This is a genomic window from Streptomyces sp. NPDC033178 (genome assembly GCF_055577685.1).
This window is the reverse complement of sequence record NZ_JBVIPT010000001.1, coordinates 205,520-223,946: the sequence shown is the minus strand read 5'-3', so window position 1 is coordinate 223,946 and position 18,427 is coordinate 205,520. Positions and strand designations below refer to the sequence as shown.

At 67.6% G+C, this 18,427-nt stretch carries 18 protein-coding genes; 6 read left to right on the top strand and 12 right to left on the bottom strand.

The annotated features are described in order from the left end of the window. The first annotated feature begins 240 nt into the window (after nt 1-240). Nucleotides 241-651 (top strand): hypothetical protein, encoded by a 411-nt coding sequence (locus ACZ5VQ_RS01075; RefSeq protein WP_469103066.1) that lies wholly within the window; start codon nt 241-243, stop codon nt 649-651. Here the strand turns inward: ACZ5VQ_RS01075 and ACZ5VQ_RS01070 are convergent. Beyond that, nucleotides 588-2,582, bottom strand: a complete 1,995-nt coding sequence (locus ACZ5VQ_RS01070; RefSeq protein WP_469103065.1) for a carbohydrate-binding protein — start codon at nt 2,580-2,582, stop codon at nt 588-590. The two genes, ACZ5VQ_RS01075 and ACZ5VQ_RS01070, sit on opposite strands and share 64 nt — an antisense overlap. Nucleotides 2,583-2,825: 243 nt before the next feature. On the opposite strand from ACZ5VQ_RS01070, the gene ACZ5VQ_RS01065 reads away from it, so the two are divergent. From ACZ5VQ_RS01065 to ACZ5VQ_RS01055, 3 genes are all read left to right on the top strand, one after another. After that, the gene (locus tag ACZ5VQ_RS01065; protein WP_469103064.1) at nt 2,826-3,821 is read left to right on the top strand and encodes a LacI family DNA-binding transcriptional regulator; all 996 of its coding nucleotides are present in this window, start codon (nt 2,826-2,828) and stop codon (nt 3,819-3,821) included. Between the two features lie 149 nt (nt 3,822-3,970). Continuing rightward, entirely contained in the window at nt 3,971-4,225 is a 255-nt protein-coding gene (locus ACZ5VQ_RS01060) for a hypothetical protein (RefSeq protein ID WP_469103063.1), read from the top strand. A gap of 66 nt (nt 4,226-4,291) precedes the next feature. After that, a complete protein-coding gene (locus tag ACZ5VQ_RS01055) occupies nt 4,292-5,815 on the top strand; it encodes a right-handed parallel beta-helix repeat-containing protein (RefSeq protein ID WP_469103062.1) in 1,524 nt (507 codons plus the stop codon). Here the strand turns inward: ACZ5VQ_RS01055 and ACZ5VQ_RS01050 are convergent. The 11 genes from ACZ5VQ_RS01050 to ACZ5VQ_RS01000 form a co-directional block, all read right to left on the bottom strand. Further along, entirely contained in the window at nt 5,805-7,031 is a 1,227-nt protein-coding gene (locus ACZ5VQ_RS01050) for an acyltransferase family protein (RefSeq protein WP_469103061.1), read from the bottom strand. The genes ACZ5VQ_RS01055 and ACZ5VQ_RS01050 overlap by 11 nt on opposite strands. Nucleotides 7,032-7,146: 115 nt before the next feature. Continuing rightward, nucleotides 7,147-7,755 (bottom strand): hypothetical protein, encoded by a 609-nt coding sequence (locus tag ACZ5VQ_RS01045; RefSeq protein ID WP_469103060.1) that lies wholly within the window; start codon nt 7,753-7,755, stop codon nt 7,147-7,149. Continuing rightward, nucleotides 7,752-8,414, bottom strand: a complete 663-nt coding sequence (locus ACZ5VQ_RS01040; protein WP_469103059.1) for an RNA polymerase sigma factor — start codon at nt 8,412-8,414, stop codon at nt 7,752-7,754. Before ACZ5VQ_RS01040 ends, ACZ5VQ_RS01045 begins: the two co-directional genes overlap by 4 nt. 201 nt (nt 8,415-8,615) lie before the next feature. Continuing rightward, nucleotides 8,616-9,353 (bottom strand): phosphotransferase, encoded by a 738-nt coding sequence (locus ACZ5VQ_RS01035; protein WP_469103058.1) that lies wholly within the window; start codon nt 9,351-9,353, stop codon nt 8,616-8,618. A gap of 181 nt (nt 9,354-9,534) precedes the next feature. Continuing rightward, nucleotides 9,535-9,777, bottom strand: a complete 243-nt coding sequence (locus tag ACZ5VQ_RS01030; RefSeq protein WP_469103057.1) for a hypothetical protein — start codon at nt 9,775-9,777, stop codon at nt 9,535-9,537. 51 nt (nt 9,778-9,828) lie between these two features. Continuing rightward, complete coding sequence (locus tag ACZ5VQ_RS01025; RefSeq protein ID WP_469103056.1) at nt 9,829-10,509, bottom strand: hypothetical protein; 681 nt, start codon at nt 10,507-10,509, stop codon at nt 9,829-9,831. 72 nt (nt 10,510-10,581) lie between these two features. Further along, nucleotides 10,582-11,040, bottom strand: a complete 459-nt coding sequence (locus ACZ5VQ_RS01020) for a DUF4333 domain-containing protein (RefSeq protein ID WP_469103055.1) — start codon at nt 11,038-11,040, stop codon at nt 10,582-10,584. A 305-nt stretch (nt 11,041-11,345) separates the two neighbouring features. Beyond that, nucleotides 11,346-11,804, bottom strand: a complete 459-nt coding sequence (locus ACZ5VQ_RS01015; RefSeq protein WP_469103054.1) for a peptidoglycan-binding domain-containing protein — start codon at nt 11,802-11,804, stop codon at nt 11,346-11,348. A 1,034-nt stretch (nt 11,805-12,838) separates the two neighbouring features. Continuing rightward, on the bottom strand, nt 12,839-13,672 hold the full coding sequence (locus ACZ5VQ_RS01010) for a hypothetical protein (RefSeq protein ID WP_469103053.1): 834 nt from the start codon (nt 13,670-13,672) through the stop codon (nt 12,839-12,841). A gap of 157 nt (nt 13,673-13,829) precedes the next feature. Beyond that, complete coding sequence (locus tag ACZ5VQ_RS01005) at nt 13,830-14,372, bottom strand: hypothetical protein (protein WP_469103052.1); 543 nt, start codon at nt 14,370-14,372, stop codon at nt 13,830-13,832. Between the two features lie 101 nt (nt 14,373-14,473). After that, the gene (locus ACZ5VQ_RS01000) at nt 14,474-14,941 is read right to left on the bottom strand and encodes a peptidoglycan-binding domain-containing protein (RefSeq protein ID WP_469103051.1); all 468 of its coding nucleotides are present in this window, start codon (nt 14,939-14,941) and stop codon (nt 14,474-14,476) included. A gap of 278 nt (nt 14,942-15,219) precedes the next feature. Here ACZ5VQ_RS01000 and ACZ5VQ_RS00995 point away from each other — a divergent pair, with 278 nt between their 5' ends. Together ACZ5VQ_RS00995 and ACZ5VQ_RS00990 are read left to right on the top strand one after the other, a co-directional pair. Then, nucleotides 15,220-17,625, top strand: a complete 2,406-nt coding sequence (locus ACZ5VQ_RS00995; RefSeq protein WP_469103050.1) for a sensor histidine kinase — start codon at nt 15,220-15,222, stop codon at nt 17,623-17,625. Beyond that, nucleotides 17,622-18,278 carry a response regulator gene (locus ACZ5VQ_RS00990; protein ID WP_362070096.1) on the top strand — a complete coding sequence of 219 codons (657 nt, stop codon included), beginning with the start codon at nt 17,622-17,624 and terminating at the stop codon, nt 18,276-18,278. Before ACZ5VQ_RS00995 ends, ACZ5VQ_RS00990 begins: the two co-directional genes overlap by 4 nt. Nucleotides 18,279-18,427 lie beyond the last annotated feature (149 nt).

Genomic DNA, 18,427 nt, shown 5'->3' with positions numbered 1-18,427 from the left:
TTCCCCTGTGGCCTCCAATAAATCCTGATCACGGCCGAGAAATCCTCCCCGCACGGGAACGCCGAACTCCTGCGCCGCTACACGGCAGCGATCGCCCGCAGCCCCGCTCAGTGGTTTCGAATCCGCCACTGCGACGCCCAGGCCCGCCTCTTCATCGCCGCCTCTCTGGCCTGCAACAACATCGAAGACACTTGGCTGACCGAAGAGCAGAACCAGATCCTGACTGAAATCTGTGACGCGATGTACGACGCGGTGGCCTACCACAAACACCGGGCCGAAGGCGAAATCTGCAACACCTTCGCCTACACCCGCCCCGGCCTCCGCCAAAACACTTGTCGCACCTATCGCGAGACACTCTGGAATATCGATGCCAACTGGGCCGACACCTCCGAACGTACACCTGTCGCAAATTTTCTCCGCAACATTGCCGGTCTCATCCACATGACAATGCGCCGCTACCGATTCGTCGAGGACAGTCTCACCATCGGAAATCCCGAAACGGCGCAGACCATCGACCAGGCGCGCAAGAACGGAAAACTCTGGTACCGCCTCAGCCGACGCGCGCTCGGCTGTGAACTGCGGTCGCGTCAGTCCGTCACCCGTACCACCGCTGTCGCCCCCGCCCGCACCGTCGGCGTCGCGTACGTGTAGGTCACGCCGCCGACCGTCTTGGTGCGTACGCGCTGCGGGACACCGTTGACCTCGATCTTCTTGTGTACCCCGGGGAAACGGGCCTCCCAGCGGTAGGCCCCACGGCGAGCGTTGTTCGTCAGCTTGGTCTTCGTCGCGCCGTCGTGCCGCACGGTGATCGTGCTCGTGCCGATGGGCACGTCCGCAGCCTGGAGCCACTTCATGCCCGACGGCAGCCGCGACTGCGTGGTCACCGTGCGGTCGGCCGCGTCCGGTGCGATGCCCATCAGGCCCTCGACGGTCTGGCTGACCAGGGTGAACGACACCTCGGGGTAGTCACCGTTGGGGCCCTGGCTGGAGTTGACGTGCTGGAGTTCCCGCTGGCCGTAGATCTTCTTCATCCACGTCCAGGCGGTGTCGTTGCGGTTGTTCCTGAAGAACATGTCGGGCAGGTACGTCGTCGACTCGATGTTGGGCGACCCCTCCGGCCCCAGCTCCTGCTCCTGGATGTAGTCGAGATAGGCGTCGTTGCGCGGGCCGGGATCGAGGATCTGCTTCATCGGCACGAACACGCTGTTCTCCTTGCCCCAGCCGGTGACCGGGGTGTTGGACGTGGTGTAAGCGCGGACCATGTCGGCGCCGCTTCCGCTGCCGCTCCATTCATCGTTGAAGTACGCCTTCAGCTCGGCGGCACGCCGGTCGTATGTCCTGGCCAGTGCGGTGTCGCCCTTGCCGCGCGCGAGTGTGGCCAGCGCGAGATACGCCTGGTACTGCGAGGCGATGCCGTCCCCGGCCTCGGCGAGGCCGTCGCCGTCCTGCTCGTTGTAGCTGGCGGCGCCGGCGAAGATGCCGTTGCCCGTGCCCTCGGCGACCTTGACCTTGCCGTTGGGCTTGGCGCCGTTGTGCAGGTCGATGAACTCCTCGGTGGAGTGCCGGTAGAAGTTCCACATCGTCGGGTCGTCCACATAACTCTGGTCGCCGGTCCAGAGGTACGCCTGCCCTGCCTTCTCCACGAGTTCGAAGACGGCCGGCACCTCGCGGACGTAGTTGTCCGGGCTCTTGTAGTCGATGCTCAGGTAGGTCTTGGCATCGAAGTTCAGGGCCCAGACCGGAAAGTACTTGTGCGCGGCGGTGGAAGACGCCGCGAACGAGCGGAGCATCGTCTTGTTCGCCTCGTCGAGGCCGAGGATGTGGGCGCCGGCGAGCTGGTGGGTCATGTCGCGGGAGTAGTAGGCGCTGCGGTTGGCGTACCCGGCCCAGTAGGTGGGCGCGTACTGCGCGGTGCCGGTGCCGCCGGTCTGGTACTCGTCGACGTTGATCGGGCCCGTCGTGCCGGGCAGTTGAGCCCAGCTGTTGGCCTTTCTCTTGGCCCAGCCGAACATCTCGGCGACCTCGGGGTCGGACGAGGTGACCTTGGGGTCTGCGGGCGCGGCGGGAGAGATCATCAGGTCGTCCGCGTTGACCCAGGCGCTGCCCGAGCCGAAGGCGATCTGTAGCCGGTCGCCGGTCTTCAGCTCGACGCGGCTGATGGTGTAGCGGGCGTACGCGCGGCGCTCCGGCAGAGTGATCGTCTCTACGGTCTTGCCGTTGCGCCGGACCGTGTACGTGCCGCCGGTGCCGGCGCTTCCGATCCACGCGGAGAAGTCGTAACTGCCGTTCCGCGGCGCGACGATGTTCAGCTCGGCGCTCTTGCCGGCTCCGGCGTCGAGGTAGAGGAAGCGGGCACCGCCGTGGGAGTTGCCGGTGCCGACTCCGGTGCCCGCGCCGAAGGTCCAGTCCGTGCCGCCGTTCTCGAACCCCGGGTCCGGGATGACGAGTTGGGGACGGGCGGCGGTGGCTGTGCCCGACGCGGGAACCCCGCCGTCCCCCGGCGCCGCCGCAGCAGACAGCGCGGGGGTCATCGGCGTGAGCAGAGCAACAGCGGTGAGCAGCATGAGCCTTGAGGGCTTCATCGGGTCTCCCGGGTCTTCAGTCACGTCGAGCGGACGAGCGGTCGGGCAGTGGCGGGAAAGCTAGCAGGGGCCGAAGAGGCGATTCAATGGTCATGCGCAAGAAACATGGAAGACACGCACACTGACTGCTACGTTGGGCGGAAGTACGAGCTGAAAGTTTTCAGTGAGATCTTGCAAGTCTGACCGGTCGGCCTCGTGAGCGTCCTGTCGGCCGGTGGGTACCAGGGGTGACGGAGGGAACGTATGAAGGTCGGCATCACCGAGGTCGCGGACCGGGCGCAGGTGAGCGAGGCCACGGTCAGCCGGGTCATCAACCGGCGCCAGGGTGTGTCGCGCAAGACCCGCGAGGCGGTCGAGCAGGCGATGGCCGACCTGGGGTACGAGCGGCAGATGCGGGGTCAACTCGTCGCGGTCGTCACGGAGTTGGTCTCCAACCCGTTCTTCGCCGATGTCGCCGAACGGATCGAATCCATCCTCGCCCCGCACGGCCTCAAGACGGTCCTGTGCCCGTGCTTCCCAGGTGGAGTACAGGAGTTGGACTTCGTGACCTCCCTCGCCGACCGGGGTGTGGCGGCGGTCGTGTTCCTCTCGGCCAGCAACACACTGGAGGGCGCGGACCCGCAGGCGTACGAACTCCTGCGCTCCCGCAGAATCCCCTTCGTCGGGATCAACGGCCAGTTCGAGGGCGTGAGCGAGGCGCCGGTCTTCTCCACCGACGACCTGCTGGCCGCCGAACTCGCCGTCGACCACCTCCACCGGCTCGGCCACCGTCGCATCGGCATGGCGTCGGGCCCGGTCGGCAACCGCCCGGCCGACCGTCGCGTCAGCGGTTTCGTCGCCTCGCTGGGCAAGCGGGGTGTCGAGGACCCGGAGCAGTGGGTGGTCCGGCAGTCCTACACCGTCGAGGGCGGCCAGTCCGCCGCGATCTCGCTCCTCGGCCGCGGCGCCACGGCGATCGTCGCCGCCAGCGACTACATGGCCCTGGGTGCGATCCGGGGCGCGCGCCGTCAGGGGTACGACGTCCCGGGCGATGTGTCGGTCGTCGGCTACGACGGCTCCATGATCATGGACTTCGTCGACCCTCCGCTCACCACGGTCCGTCAGCCGGCCGACCGTCTGGCCTCGGAGGTGGGACGCAGCATCCTCGCCCTGGTCGGCAACCGCGACGTCCCCGTCGGTGAACTCCTCTTCGACCCCGAACTGGTGATCCGTGCGAGCACGGCGGTGCCGAAGGGGTGAGTTCCCTTTGCTCGTCCAGACCATTGACCTAGAGGTCGGGTCTATGGACACTCCACTCGGGGATCCGGTCAGATCACTGGCGGCAACTCTGCCTATTCATCGGGTGTTTCGTAGCTCATGGATGCTCCGGAGGGGCTTTGTCTCGGTTCGTGTTTCTCGGGGTGGCGCTCGCGCTGCTCGTAGGTGGCGGGAGTCCTGTCGCCGCAGCGCCGAAGACGAGGCCTGTGGTGGTCGACGTGGACGCCTACGGGGCCGACCCCACCGGCCGGAGGGACTCGACGCCCGCCGTCGTCGAGGCGCTCCGGCACGCCAAGAGCGTCGATCATGATCGGCCGGTCAGGATCGTCTTCTCGAAGGGCACCTACCAGATCTACCCGGAGCGGGCCGAGACGCGTGAGCTGTAGGTCTCCAACACCGTTGGCGCCGACCAGCGTTACCGGGACAAGAAGATCGGGCTGCTCGTCGAGGACATGCACGACGTCACCATCGACGGAGGCGGGGCCAAGCTCGTCTACCACGGCCTCCAGACGGCGTTCGCCTCGATCCGCTCGACCGACGTGACTTTCACGAACTTCTCCTTCGACTACGCGGCCCCCCAGGTCATCGACGCGACCGTGGCCAGCACCGGTGTCACCGAAGGGCACGCCTACCGCGTCCTGTCGATCCCGGCCGGCAGCCCGTACAAGGTGAAGGGCACGCACATCACCTGGCTCGGCGAGAAGAGCCCGGCCACCGGACAGCCGTACTGGTCGGGTGTCGACGGACTCCAGTACACACAGCTCCACGACCCCAAGGCGCAACGGACGTGGCGAGCGGACAACCCGCTGTTCAACGATGTCGCTGCGGTCACCGACCTCGGCGGACGCCGGATCCGGATCGACTACACCACCGCGGCGCGGCCGGCGGACGCCGGGCTCGTCTACCAGATGCGCCTCATCGAGCGAACGGAGCCGGGCGCGTTCATCTGGCAGTCCAAGAACGTCACGATGCGCTCGATGAACGCCTACTACCTCCAATCCTTCGGTGTAGTGGGGCAGTTCAGCGAGAACATCTCCATCGACAGGGTGAACTTCGCACCCGCGCCGAGGTCCGGCCGGTCGACGTCATCCTTCGCGGACTTCGTGCAGATGTCCGGCGTCAAGGGGAAGGTCTCGATCACCCGGAGCGTCTTCGACGGACCGCACGACGACCCGATCAACATCCACGGCACCTACCTCGAGTTCGTGGGGAAACCTGGACCGTCCACCCTCACCCTCGCCTACAAACACCCGCAGACCGCCGGATTCCCGCAGTTCGCCCCCGGTGACAAGGTCGAGTTCGCCACCAAGCGCACGATGACAGCTCTGGCCAACCCGCACGCGAAGGTCACCGCGGTCGACGGACCGAGCGGGATGGACCACAACAAGCCGCTGACCACGATGACCGTCACCTTCGACCGGCCGGTTCCCTCCGGGGTCGAGATCGGCGGCACGGTCGTGGAGAACATCACGGCCACCCCGTCGGTCGTCATCTCCGGCAATGTGTTCCGCAACGTGCCGACCCGCGGCATCCTGGTCACCACCCGCAAACCCGTCCTGATCACCGGCAACCGGTTCGACGGGATGTCCATGGCCAGCATCTACGTCTCCGCCGACGCCTACCAGTGGTACGAGTCCGGGCCGGTCGCCGACCTGACGATCCGCGGGAACTCGTTCACGCGGCCGAGCGGCCCGGTCATCTTCGTCGAGCCGACCAACCAGGTCATCGACCCGGCGACCCCGGTGCACCACAACATCTCGGTCGAGCACAACTCGTTCGACATCGGCGACGTCACCATCGTCAACGCGAAGAGCGTCGGCGGGTTCGCATTCACCGGCAACACCGTCCGGCGGCTGGACGGACGGGCTCACCCGCCGTCCGCCTCCCCGCTGTTCGTCTTCCACGGCAGTTCGGGCATCCGGATCGCACACAACCGCTACGACAAGGGCCTGAACACGTCCGTGGTCACCGACTGACAGGAACGGGTCCCGATCTGAGATCGGTCGGTACCCGGAGTGCCAGCTTGCGGCCCCATGCCTGGGCGGGTGCCTCGATGCAACGGTAGGTCAGCATGCACAGCGGCAACAGCACCGCATAGAACGCCACTTCCAGTACGAGATTGTTCTGCCGCCACCGGCCCATCGTGCTGTCGATCACCGCCAGCAGCACCGGGTGTGCCAGGTAGACCGAGTAGCTGATCGCGCCAAGACCGGTCAGGAGGCGCGGTACGCGTCGGCGGCGCGACGCCAGGCCGACACCGAAGGTAAGCACGGCCAGCAGGAACGCCACGATCCAACCTCGCCGGGTGAACTGGTCCCCGTCGCCGTACCGGTACGCACTGCCCACGGCGCAGGCAACAACGACGACGGCTGTGCAAGCCGTGTGCCGCCAGGTGTTCTGACCGTTCTCGGCCCGGTGGACGGCGGTGCCAAGGAACATCACGGCGAGGATCACCAGACCCTCCCACAGCGGGACCGTGCCGTTGAGCGGGACCAGGACGAGCGCGAGCACCCCGCCCAGCACGCCGCCGAACACGCGAAGCGCGGGTGACCCGGCGCTCGCACAGCAGATCGCGACCACCAGGGCGCCGGAGGCGAGCCCGATCAGCGGGCCTGTGCCGACCAGGTCGGACAGGGTGGAATCCGGCAGCGTAATGCCTGCCGTGACGCTCACGGCGGCGAGCACGGCCAGGGTGACGGCGACCGTCGCCGACCGCTGATGCAGACGGACCGTGAAGAGCGCGACGACCAGCAGATAGAAGGCCATCTCGTACGAGAGCGTCCACAGGATGAGCAGGAGATTGGGTGTCCCCAACAACTCCTGGAGCAGGGTGATGTGGGCGACGGTCACCGCGACAGCGCTCTGCCCGCCGAAGTCACGAATCTCCGCGAGGCCCAAGAAGTTGACGGCAAGGATTGCCATGACGACAGCCGCCCAAAGCGGGTACACGCGGAAGATCCGTCCGATCCAGAACGACCGGACGCAGCCCCGGCGCTCCAGCGACGCGGGAATTATGTAGCCGCTGACCAGGAAGAACACCAGGATGCCGTACCGGCTGGTGTTGAATTCGGGCATCAACTCCCGCCGGAACTCCGCCATGAAGGAGTACGACGAGTGGTCGAACACCACGACGAGTGCAGCGATGCCGCGCAATGCGTCCAGCCAGGCCAACCTCGACGGACCGGTCGACACGGCGGCGGATATTGGTAATCGCAACGTCACAGAATGTGACCACCTAGGGGAGTGAGGGACGAGGGATGCGTGTTTGCAGTGGCTGCGCCTGGTCCCAGTGCGGTGAATCCGTCGGCTAGGCGTCCGGCAGGGTGACCTTCATCGGAACGCAGGGCTCGGCCTCGCTCTTGGTCTTGTAGAACTCGACCGCGCGAGGTCGGGAGTCACCCCTGGTGTTCTCGAACGCCAGCACGTTGCCCCGGCGCAGGGTGACGTCCCAGCCGGCTTTCAAGGGGATGATGAGGACACGGTTGCCCTGCCGATCAACAGCCGGAAGCGGCGTGACCTCGCTGCGCTCGCAGACGTATCCGGCAGGGAGCAAGTCAATGGTCACCTCAATGCCCCAGGGACGCACTTCTCTTGCGAGGTCATGCTGAGCCTCGACACCGATGTTCTGGTCCTTGACGGTGAGCGTTACCCTGCCGTCGCCGTGGCGCTCCACCGCGTACGCCGTCGAGTCGGCCAGTGAGCCGGGCACGACCACCGTGCCGAGCCAGGCCACCGTGCAGGCGAACGCCACGACGGCGATCCGACGCGGGGCGAGCAGCCGGCGAGCGGAGGTCTTCGGCTTTCGCTCGCCGGATTCGGCCCCAGCCGGCGCCCGGCTCGCCCCGGCCCCGCGCAGTTCGATCTCCCTCTTCAGATCATCCAGGAGCCGGTCCTCGAACGTCGTCCTCGCGCTCATGCTTCTCCCCTTGCAACGTGCAGCAGCGACGGGTCCGGCGATCCCGCTCCGGTGGAACTTGCCCGTACAGACGCGGGGTTCGTCTCCACGCTGTTCGTCTCCGCGGCCGCGACGTCCGCCTCTTCCCGCAGGGCTTTGCGTGCCCGGTGCAGCCGGACCCGGGCTGTCACTTGCCGGATGCCCAGCGCGGCCGCAGCCTCGGTGACCGTGAGCTGGTCCACCGCGACCAGCTCCACGACGGCCCGCTCGCCCTCGGGAAGACGCGTGAGCGCGGCCAGGGCGCGCCGACCCGGGCTCTCCGCGTCGAGCTTGTCCTCAAGGCGGACGATGTCGTCGGCCTCCAGCAACCTCCGACCGGAGAAGCGCCGATCGCGTTCCGCCTCCCGGGCGACCCGGCGCCGCTCCGAGGACACGACGTTGCGCGCGATGCCGTACAGCCAGGCCGTCTCGCTGCCGAGGCGTGGCCGATAGGTGTGGGCCGAGTCGAGGACGGCGAGGAAGATCTCGGCCGTCAGGTCGGCAGCGGTGTGCGGATCGTCGACCCGCCGGGCCACGAAACGCATCACCGCGTCCACGTGACGCCGATAGAACTCTTCGAAGAGCTGCGGGTCGCGTGCCACCGCGGCGGGCCCACCCCGTAACCGTTCCGCGCCGTCCACAGGCGACTCCCTCTCGTCGGAGACTCCCCGGCGATCCTCCTCTTCGGAGGTTCAGCGGGGTTCTTCAAAGGCACTTCACCTGTTCTTGGACCGAGGCGCGAAAAGCGTTACAGGGTGGACCTGGGCGCCCGGTGAACGGCAGGTCCTCTTCGGACAGCATCAGCTCTTCGTCGGCAGGGACGATGCCTGTCACCAAGCACGTCATCGCAGTGCGCGAGCGAGGACATCCCGGTGGTCCAGGACCCACTGCCAGGCAGCCTGGACCTCAGTGACTGTGCCGGCGGCTCGAAGGCCGATCATCGCCTGGTCCCCGGCCTGCGCGGCAGTCTCGATGCCGCGCCAGCACCTGTCCTGCCACCACAAGATCGCAGAGATGAGGTCATCCCGATCGGCCAGCTCGTAGGCGTCGGCGACCAACCGCAACCGCCGCGCGCTTTCGTCGATGTCTCGCACCCCTGGCCCGAGACCGATGTACTGCCAGCACACATGGGCGACATCGTGAATACGTGCGCCCGGAGCCGCCAAGTCCCAGTCGATGAACGCCACCGGACGCAAGGCGCCGCCGACCGATCGGTAGACCGTGTTCTTGGGCGAGAGATCGTTGTGACAGACGACCTCCTGTGACCCGGCCAGTTCGGTGCCGGCTGTCAGATCATGGAACTCCCGCACGAGCCGGGTGACCAGCAGCAGACTCTCCTCGGAGCGCACGGCTGACGGCTGGCCCCGTTCCCAGGCCACGTGCCCGTCAAGGAAGGTGAGGACCTCACGCCCGTCCTCATCGAGCCCCAGGTACCGCGGCGCACCGGGCCAGCCACGGACCTCAAGGAACCTCAGCAGTTCGGCGACGAACTCTGTACCGGCCGACGCGGGGCGGCGCACCGTGGCACCGACCCGCACGACGTGATTGACGAAGCCACCCGGCAATGACGATTCAGACATCCCTCCACTCTGAATCATCCTGGTCTCCACCACAGCCGACGCGGCAGAGGCCGAGCGGGGTCGACAACTTGGTCAGGACGCCTTCGCTCCCAGCGGCTTGTGAGAATCCTCGGATCGGAGCTCAGCCCAAGGCCAATGTGGGTGCAGAACACTCAGCGTTGCCGATTGCACACGGGAAGGATCAGGGAAGAGACCGCCGTCGGGCTTGAGCACGCTCTCGTAGACGACCCGCAGCGTCCTGCGGGAGATCCCCTGCCTCTTCCGCGGTCTGGCGTTCGCCGGCGTAGTGCAGCAGGCCGCCCGCGGTCTCGGCGAAGGTCAGGTGCGCCCGCAGCACCCGCAGCGCGGCGAGCACCTCGTACGCGTCGTGCCGGGAATCCAGCGTCCTGGTGGCGCCGACTGTTTCCGAGGCGCTCGCCCCCACCCGGCGGATGTATCCAGTGCGTGGGACGGGGCCGGCGGCGCGACCGACCGGTCACTTCTTCCTGGCGTCCCACGAGCCGGCGCCGAAGGTGCGCAGCAGGACGACCAGGGTGGCCCCAAGCCGCCAGTCCAATCCCGGCGCGTGCAGATGCAGCTTGCTGCCGCGGGATCTGAACTCCAGCGGGACCTGCCCACCCGCGCGCCACTTGATGCGCCGGGGGCCGCGCGCGACACCACCCTCATTGTTGGGGACACTGTCGAGAACGCTGAACACGAGGATCAGTAGCTGCATGGGCAACGACAGCCACCACATGCACCACCAGAAGATCCGGCCCTTGAAGCCCACTGCCTCAGGGCCGCCGGGCTGAGTCACGGTCCAGCGGGTGCGCAGGCCCCTGCCACGGAGCGCCTTCTCGCGCACGAGCGTGCCGATGGACTCGCCGTGCGCTCCGAGCGCCTGAAACGTCGCGACGCCGCCGGTGGCTGAAAGGGTCACCAGGGTGGCCACCCGTTCCCGGCGGTGCTCGTCGGCCCACAGGACGAAGGAGCGAGCGCCGCTGCTGCGGGCCGCGAGGTATGCGGGTATGCCGCCCGGTGGCAGCTCGCGCTCCACGTACGCGACCACCCGGGCCGGTCCCGATCCGTCGGAGAAGTCGACCCAGTCCTTGACCGGCGCGGGAGCGCCGTCGTGGACTCTTTCCCAGGAGGCTCTCATGGTCAGTACGTTGCTCACCCGACATGCTCCTTCGTGCTTGGGCGGGTGCGGCGCCAGTGGCACCCACCCCTGACCGCCCGGTCCCTGTGTTCACTCGACGCTGTCGTCGACCTTGAAGTTGTAGTTGACCTGTTTGCCGTTGACCGAGGTGGCGGTGACGGTGACACCGAGGGTGTCGCTGCCGGCCGTGAGCTCGCAGCGGATCGTGGCGCCGACCCGAGCCGCGAGGTGCTCAGGGCAGGTGACCCTGTCGGGACGCTTGCCGGTGTCCGCGGCGAGCTTGTCGGAGATCGTCTGCGCGACTCGGGCCTTGTGGACGGCCCCGCCCTCGCTGACGCCCGTGTTCTCGGGCTCGGCGGGATCGTCACCGACCGGCTGCTCCTCGGCCGTCGGCTGCTCCTCGACGGCGGCTGCGCTCTCGCTGGCCGTCGCCTCATTCTTCTTCTCCGCGTCGCCAATGCTGAAGGAGCATCCAGTGGCGAGAAGCACCGTCAGTGCGCCCAGCGCCGCCGCGGTCGCAATCCTCTTGTTACGCCCCGTGTGCTGCATTCCGTCCCCCGGTTTGTGGTGATGTGACAAAGATTCAGGACTGCACAATCGACTGAATCGGTTCTGCGCATAAAAGGTTTGAGTTGGGCTGTAAAAGGGATCAGGCTGAACCGAAAGAGGTGCGGTCGCCATTGATGCGGCGAACGCACCTCTCGTTACGCCGAAGTTCCCGCGACTTGTCGCCGACATCCCGGCGGTTCGCGCGGGAAAAAAATGGAGATCAGGTCTCCATCCCCTGGCCAGGTACGCGGACCGAACGGTCTCGAACGTCCATACCGGGGACCGGGCGGTGGAGCAACTGTTCGTCAGTTACAGCTGATCCGCGCCCCGGTTTCCACGCTGTAGTTCGCCCACACCATCGCATCCCGCGTATTGGGGCCGTAATCACCGTCCGCCGCGACACCCACCTTCCTCTGAACGGAGATGAGCGCCGACTCGGTGAGGGCTCCGAAGACCCCATCCGTTGCGAGCTTGTATCCGTAGCAGGAATTCAGGTTCTTCTGCAGGGCGCGGACTGCTGTGTTGCTCATCCCTCGGTCCAGCCAGCAATCGGACCAATCGCCGGTGACGTAGGGGACGTACTTGTAGGACGTGGGGTTTGTGACTTTGTTGTAGACATAACCCCCGTAGCTACAAGGGGAGTCAGCCGCGGCCGCGGCCGCGGTCGCGGACGGCGCGCCGGCGAGAACGCCGCCGAGGAGGCCGGCCAGCAGGGCTCCCGTGGCCGTAGCCGACTTGGCGCGCCCGCTTCGGATGTTGATCAATTCTGCTCCACCTTCCGATTTTCGGGCGGATTGCCCGAGTTCCTACAGGACGGGACTGCGGTGCGTCTGATGCAGCGTGAAGTCATGTGGACCGCTGGTCACCTGTGAGGGTCAGGGGCACCGCAGAGTCGCTCGCCTCGGATCTCATCTGGGACGGCCCTGCCCATGCCGACTGCCCGGGCACATGAGCGAGAAAAGCGAAAGTGAGGTCGTGCGCGCCCGCTGAGGTCGGTGTCAGCCCCGTACGAAGAGCACGTTAGCCGGGCCCGGTCGCTGAGTGTGCCGGTCGTTTGCCCCACAAGCCCTTGAGCCGTAGATCGGTTGGATGGCTGTAGCCCAGGGCGGTGGGCCGTGCGGGACAGCGGCGGGCTCGATGGTGGGCGCGGGCGCGGGCCTTGTGACAGCGTCGCCCGCTGGACCAGTGCAGGCCGTGCCGGATCCGGTCGGGGTGGGTGGCTGGAGCCGGGGCTGCAGGACGATGACGAGGCGGCGGATCTCGTAGGCGGTGAAACGCAGGGGCGGGACGGAGCCGGTGGGCGTCGGCCTCGTCCCCCTGCGTGGTCGGCGGGCTGTGCCGCTTCCTGACGCAAGTGCTCCGAGGTGAGGGGGCCCTGCTCGCGCAGGGGCCGCCGTGTTCTGGACGGCAAGGAACGCGGCGGCCGGCTGGGCCCGGGTGATGTGCCGGTACCAGCCGTGACAGGAGCGCACCTCGTTGTCGGCAGACGGCAGACGGCAGACGGCAGACGGCAGGCGGACTTGGCCGACTCGATCGCTTCCTCGGATCGCTGAACTACAGCCGTCCAACCGATCCACCGCTGAAGGGAACATGCCCTCCAGCCGCAGATCTTGATCCGTCGGTCACAACCGGCCGGGCGCCGGGCGCCGGTCGCCAAGCCGGTGACCGAGCGCGACCCGGCCCTCGCGCCGTGGTGCCGGGCGGGCGCAGGAGCGCGAAACGATCAGCTCCGATCGCTGCAGGGAGGATCTGCGGCTGTAGTACAAGGCACGGCCGTGCTGGTTGGTCCAGCCGGCGATCAGTCGGCGCTGTCGCTGGTGACCTTGACGGCGGCACCGAGGTTCGGCGCCGCCCTCCTGGCGAGTTCGTCGGCACGGTCCCGATCCACGCCCTCCGCCACGACGATGCTCACCGCCGATCCAGACACGGCATCGCGCCGCAGAGTCGCGCTGACGAGTGGGTACTGAGCGAGCACCGCCTCGTACGCGGCGATCGCCTCGGCGGGGAAACGGTCGTTGAAGTCGGTCTCCACAAAGAGCCCTCCTTTGACCGTTAGGACAATCACCCCAGAGAGTGGCCGGTGCCGGTCGCCCTCGGCGTACATGTCCTTGAACACCGCCAACGCGCCGATGGCATCGACCGCGGTGACCTCGATCCGCCAGCGGTCGGTTGCTTCTTTCCAGGGCGCGTCATTGATGTCGGCGTCCGCAACCCGGTCGTCGGCCGTCAGTGACCGCCACAGCGCCAGGACCTCTCCGGTGCGCCCCTCGTCCGCGACAACGGTGAAGGTGATGCCATCCGCCGCGATCCGACCGGTGATCTTGTCGTGACGGGCGACGTACTTCCTCATCTCGCCCACCAGTTCGGTCACGCGGTCGGACGAAGTGCCGTCCTTGAGGACCAGCGTGCCGGTCGACGTTCCTTTGAAGGGCAGAGTGTTGTTTTTGGTGGTGCGGATATTCGCCACGTCCGGCGTACCCGCCCAGTTCTCTTCGAAATCCGCGGCGAGTGCCGTGCCCTTGTCAATGGCGCAGCCGGTCAACGAGGGCAGGCCCAGCAAGAACGCGATGATCAGTACCGGCCACCGCAGGGCGCTTCTTCTCAGTGTCGTCTCCTTGAAAGCGGTACACACGCTGCCGCCTCGTCAATTCGCGGCGCCAGCAGACGGATTGAGGCTCCACCTGCCCGCGCCTGGCGGCAATTGCGTGAGTGGCCCGGAGTGCGCCGGTGGGTTCGCCGTTGTTCTTTGGTCAGGGGCAGCCGCCCCTGACCAAGACCGTCCGGGACCGTCAGTTCCTGAAGTCCGGCCGTGGCCGACCGTTGTGGCGCAGCCGGAGCCGACGCCGGGGGTGCGAGCGCAGCACCGGATGGAGGTTCCAGCCCCGCTCCGAGGCGACGCGCAGGACGTAACCGGCGCCGGCGCCCCGGAAGTAGTGTGCTCCGAGTTCCAGGTCGCGGTGGTACTCGCGACGGTACCGGGAGGTCTCCACTCGCCGGGTCTGCTTCTCGATGCGCCGCTCCACGCGCGCCTGGTAGTACGCCGTGTCGCCCTCCCGCACCAGCGCCACCGGGGCCACGCACCAGAGCGGGACGAACGGCACCCGGCCCAGAGTGGCGTCCAGCACCCGTATCGCACCGTTCTCGGCACGCGGCACCATGTAGACAATCAGTTCGGCCACTGTCGCTACGCAGTAGAAGCAGACGGCGAGGAAGACCCACACCACCCACCACAGCGGCAGGAACACCAGAGTCAGGGGGAGAAGCATCAGCCAGCGCAGTGCGGCCGGACGGCCGGGAAGCGGCCCCCAGGCGGGGTCGTCGTAGTCATGCACGGATGGTGTCTTCCCCTCGGGCTCGCCATCGAGCCTCACTGTCTGATCCCGACCGTCACTTCAGAGGATCCGCCCCCAACGACTTCTTCAGGGGGAAGTAGCTAGAAGCTGCGGCTGGCGCAGCCGTTGCGCGTCCCGTCCTGCCTGTACCGCGCCCACTGCAGGTTCTCGAAGGCCTGCTCGCCGTACAGCCCGTCAACGGTTATTCCCTCTTGGCTCTGGGCGTATTTGAGGGCGTCTCGTGTGGCCGGGCCGAATTCGCCGTCGACGGCGATGGGTTGCCCGTAGCACGACTTGAGGGCGAGCTGAAGAGCCTCGACGCCGACCCCAGCGCTGCCGTAGTCCATCCAGCAGCGCACGTTGTAGTACCCCTTGTACCACACGTCTGGGATCTTGATCATCTGCGAGGAGGTCGTGTTGTAAGTGATCTTGTGGCTGGACGAGCATTCCCCGACGTAGGGCCACGCTGCCGCCGAAGGAGCGACGGCCACGGCGCCGCCGAGGAGGCCGGCGGTAAGGGCGCCGGTCGCCAGAAGGGATCTGAACCGCTTGCCGAGACGAATGGACATGGTTGTACCTCTCGTGAGGGGAGGAAGCGAACTGCCCGTGCGTCAGGCGCGCACTCGCACCCGCCTGGATGCGCGGCGGCAAAGGCCGGTGTCAGCCCCGTACGACGGGCACAGTAGCCCGGCCCGATCGCCGAGTGTGCCGGTCGTTCGCCCCACAAGGAACGGCCACCGCACACACCGGAGTACGCGCAAGGCAGCGGACGAGACCGCTTCATCGCACCGAGGCCGGACGGGAAGGGGCGTTCTACCTTGATCGCGAGTCAACTACCCTTGTCTCTATGCGGTACGGGGGATACGAGGGGAACGGGGAAAGAGCCGCTGAGCTGATGGACGGCCCCAGGTCCAGTGAGCGCCTGGTGATCCTGGCCCTTGAGCGGTACGGGGTGTGGCTCCGGTCCACCGTGGTCTGTCTGTGCAGTGCGCTGGGCGTCGTCTCGGCGGATGCGGCGGACATTCCCCTGGCGATGTCTCTGCTGGTGCCCGCTCTCCTCGCCTGCGGTGTGCGCCTCTACGCGCTGCGCCGCCCGCTCCCGTTCGCCCTGCTGTGGACGTTGGACGCGGCCGTGGTGGTGCTGACGGGGCTGTCTCAGCCGGTGCTCGGCGGCGATGGCGCGGATGTGATGGTGGAGGCGATTGTCAGCATCAGCGTCATCACTTTCCAGCACGAGTGGGCGACGCGCCCTCTGCCCGGGGCTGCCCTGGCCGCGCTGGGGGCCGTCGCCTGTGCGCTCGGCGACATCCTCTCCTCGCCAGGGCACAGCCCGGAGTTGGTCCCTCTGGTGCGCCTGTTTTTCCTGGCGGGCCTGTCGAGGGGCGCTTACCTCATCGTCCGGGCCCGGGCCAGGGCCGCGGACCGATCGGCCGCGCTCAGGGCGGCGTCGCGCCGGAAGGCCGATGTCGCCGCCGCACGCAGAGCAGCCGAGCGCGAGTACCTGGCGACCCTGCACGACACGGCGAGCGCGACGCTGCTGATGGTCTCCCAGGGCGACGGGCTGGACTGGTCGTGGCTGCCTCCACGTGCCAGACAGGATCTGGAGGCACTGTCCGCCGTGCCCGGATTCGAGACGGGGAGCGTCGACCTCGCGGCACTTCTCGGCTGCGTGCCCGAAGGTGAGGGACAGGCCAGGGTGCGGCTCAAGACGCACATCGACGGCCCGCTCGCGGTCCCGTCCGGCCCTGGGCTTGCGATATTCAACGGGGTCCGGGAGGCCGTCACCAATGTGGCACGCCATGCCGGGGTGCGGGAGGCGGAGCTCAGGGCATGGACGGAGGGCGACGGCGCCGTTGTCGAACTGTCCGACGCGGGACGGGGCTTCGACCCGCAGTCCGTCTCCGCACGGCGCCGGGGCATCAGTGGTTCCATCATCGGCAGGATGCACGCGGTCGGAGGCTCCGCCACGGTCACCTCACATCCGGGCACCGGGACCCGCGTGCAGTGGCGCTGGCACGGCCGAGCCCGGGCATTACAGCCAGGGGACAGAGCGCAGGCTGCGGGCGTACCGTCCCCGCCCCGCGCCCGGGCACACACGGCCGTCGTCCGCCTCATCCGCAGACAGCTGCTGCACGGGGCCCAACTGGCCGCGCTGCTGATCAGCCTGCTGTCGCAGTTCACCCTCTCGCTGCACCCGCTCACGGCCTACCAGGGCGTGTACCGCCCTGCGTGGGCACAGACAGCGGCCTTCGTCTGCCTCGCCGCCGTCGCGGCGACCGGCGCCGCCTTTCTGCTCCGTGGCAGGCAGATCCCGTCGCAGGTGCGCGGGTGGAGCCTGGGCGCGGTGCTGGCCGTTTCGGCGACAGGTGCGTTCACACTCCCGCCGGAGCGGTTGACAGGGGCGGAGGACTGGGCGTTCGGACTGGTCGGCTGGCATGCGCTGTTTCTGCTGGCAGACCTGCGGGTCGGGGCGTTCGCGGCGTTCCTCGGGGCGCATATCGGGCTCAACGCGACCGCTGTGTTCCTCTCGGGGGTGCCAACCGCCGCGGAGTCGGCCACCATGGGGATCTCCGCGATATCCATCTGCGGCTTCCAGCTCTCCGTCGGTGTACTACTGACGCACCTGCTCCACGGCACGGCGCCGGCAGCAGGGACCGCGGCCGCACAGGAAGAGGAACTGCGTACCCGGGAACGCATCCACGAAGACATGCAGCGTGATCACAAGGACCGCTACCGCGCCCTGGCGGCCACGACAGTGCCGCTGCTCGCGGGCCTTGGCCACGGTGTGCTGAGCCCGCACGACGAGCAGGTCAGGCTGCGGTGCGGCGTGGAAGCCGCCCGTATGCGCCGCCTGTTCGCGGAGAGCGATGCCGTCCTGGACCCGCTGCTGAACGAGTTGCGGGCGTGCGTCGAGGTGGCCGAGCGCCAAGGGGTGACGGTGAGCCTGGCCGTAAGAGGCCAGCGGGGTGAGGTGCCTCTGGAGGTACGCAGGAAGCTGATCGACCCGGTGACGGTGATTCTGGGCCATACCCGCTCGACCGCGCGGGTGACCGTCGTATGGACACCCCGCACGGTCCGCGTGAGCGTGGTCGGCGTGGACTGCGCCGACGGCCGCAACAGGGGAGAGGCCGCCCCGTCGCATGGCCGTGTCACGGACGCGAAGGTGTCCGTGGCGAGAACCACGCGCGGCGGAAGTGTGTGGGTGGAGGCCAGTTGGAGCAAATCGGCGGCCTCAGAAGTTGACCGGGCATGAGTAACAGCGCACCAGTCAGCGTGGTCGTCGTTGACGATCATCCCGCCATCCTCGCGGGCGTGGAGATGTGGTACGCCGCATCGCCGCGGCCCATCACCGTGGTCGCGGCCGGCGGTTCCGTACGGGAAGCCTGGACCGCGCCGGGCAGCACGGCCGATGTCGTCCTCCTGGATCTGCAACTGGGCGAAGGCGCTCCCGCCCTCAGCAGCCTCCGAAGACTTGTCGATTCCGGGCGGCAGGTGGTCGTCTACTCGATGCGGGATGACGAGAAGACGGCGCTCACCTGCCTGGACCTGGGAGCCGCGACCTTTCTGACCAAGAGCGAGGGCCAGGATCACTTGGTCGAGGCGACATTGGCAGCAGCAGATGAGCGGCCCTACATGCCGCCCGCGCTGGCCGGCGCGCTGGGAACGAACGCCCGCGCCGACCGCCCCCAGCTCTCGGCGGGCGAGGAGAACGCGCTCATCGAGTGGTTCCAGTCGGAGTCGAAGGAGTTGGTCGCGCAGCGTCTCGGTATCTCCGTACGAACGGTCAACTCGTATCTGGACCGGGTGCGCATCAAGTACGCGAACGTCGGCCGACCCGCGCGAACCAAGGCAAGCCTGGTCGCCCGCGCCATCCAGGACGGGCTGGTCGACGTGGACGACCTCTGAGCGGCGCGGATCGAGTCGTCCACCGCGACGGCCATTCCGACCCAACTCGGGTCCAGCGTTCTGGTCTTCGGCCTCTTGATTCCTCTGGCCTTCGTCAACACGGAAGCAGCCATGTGGTTCTGGCTTACGCTCACCCCCGCTCACTTCGT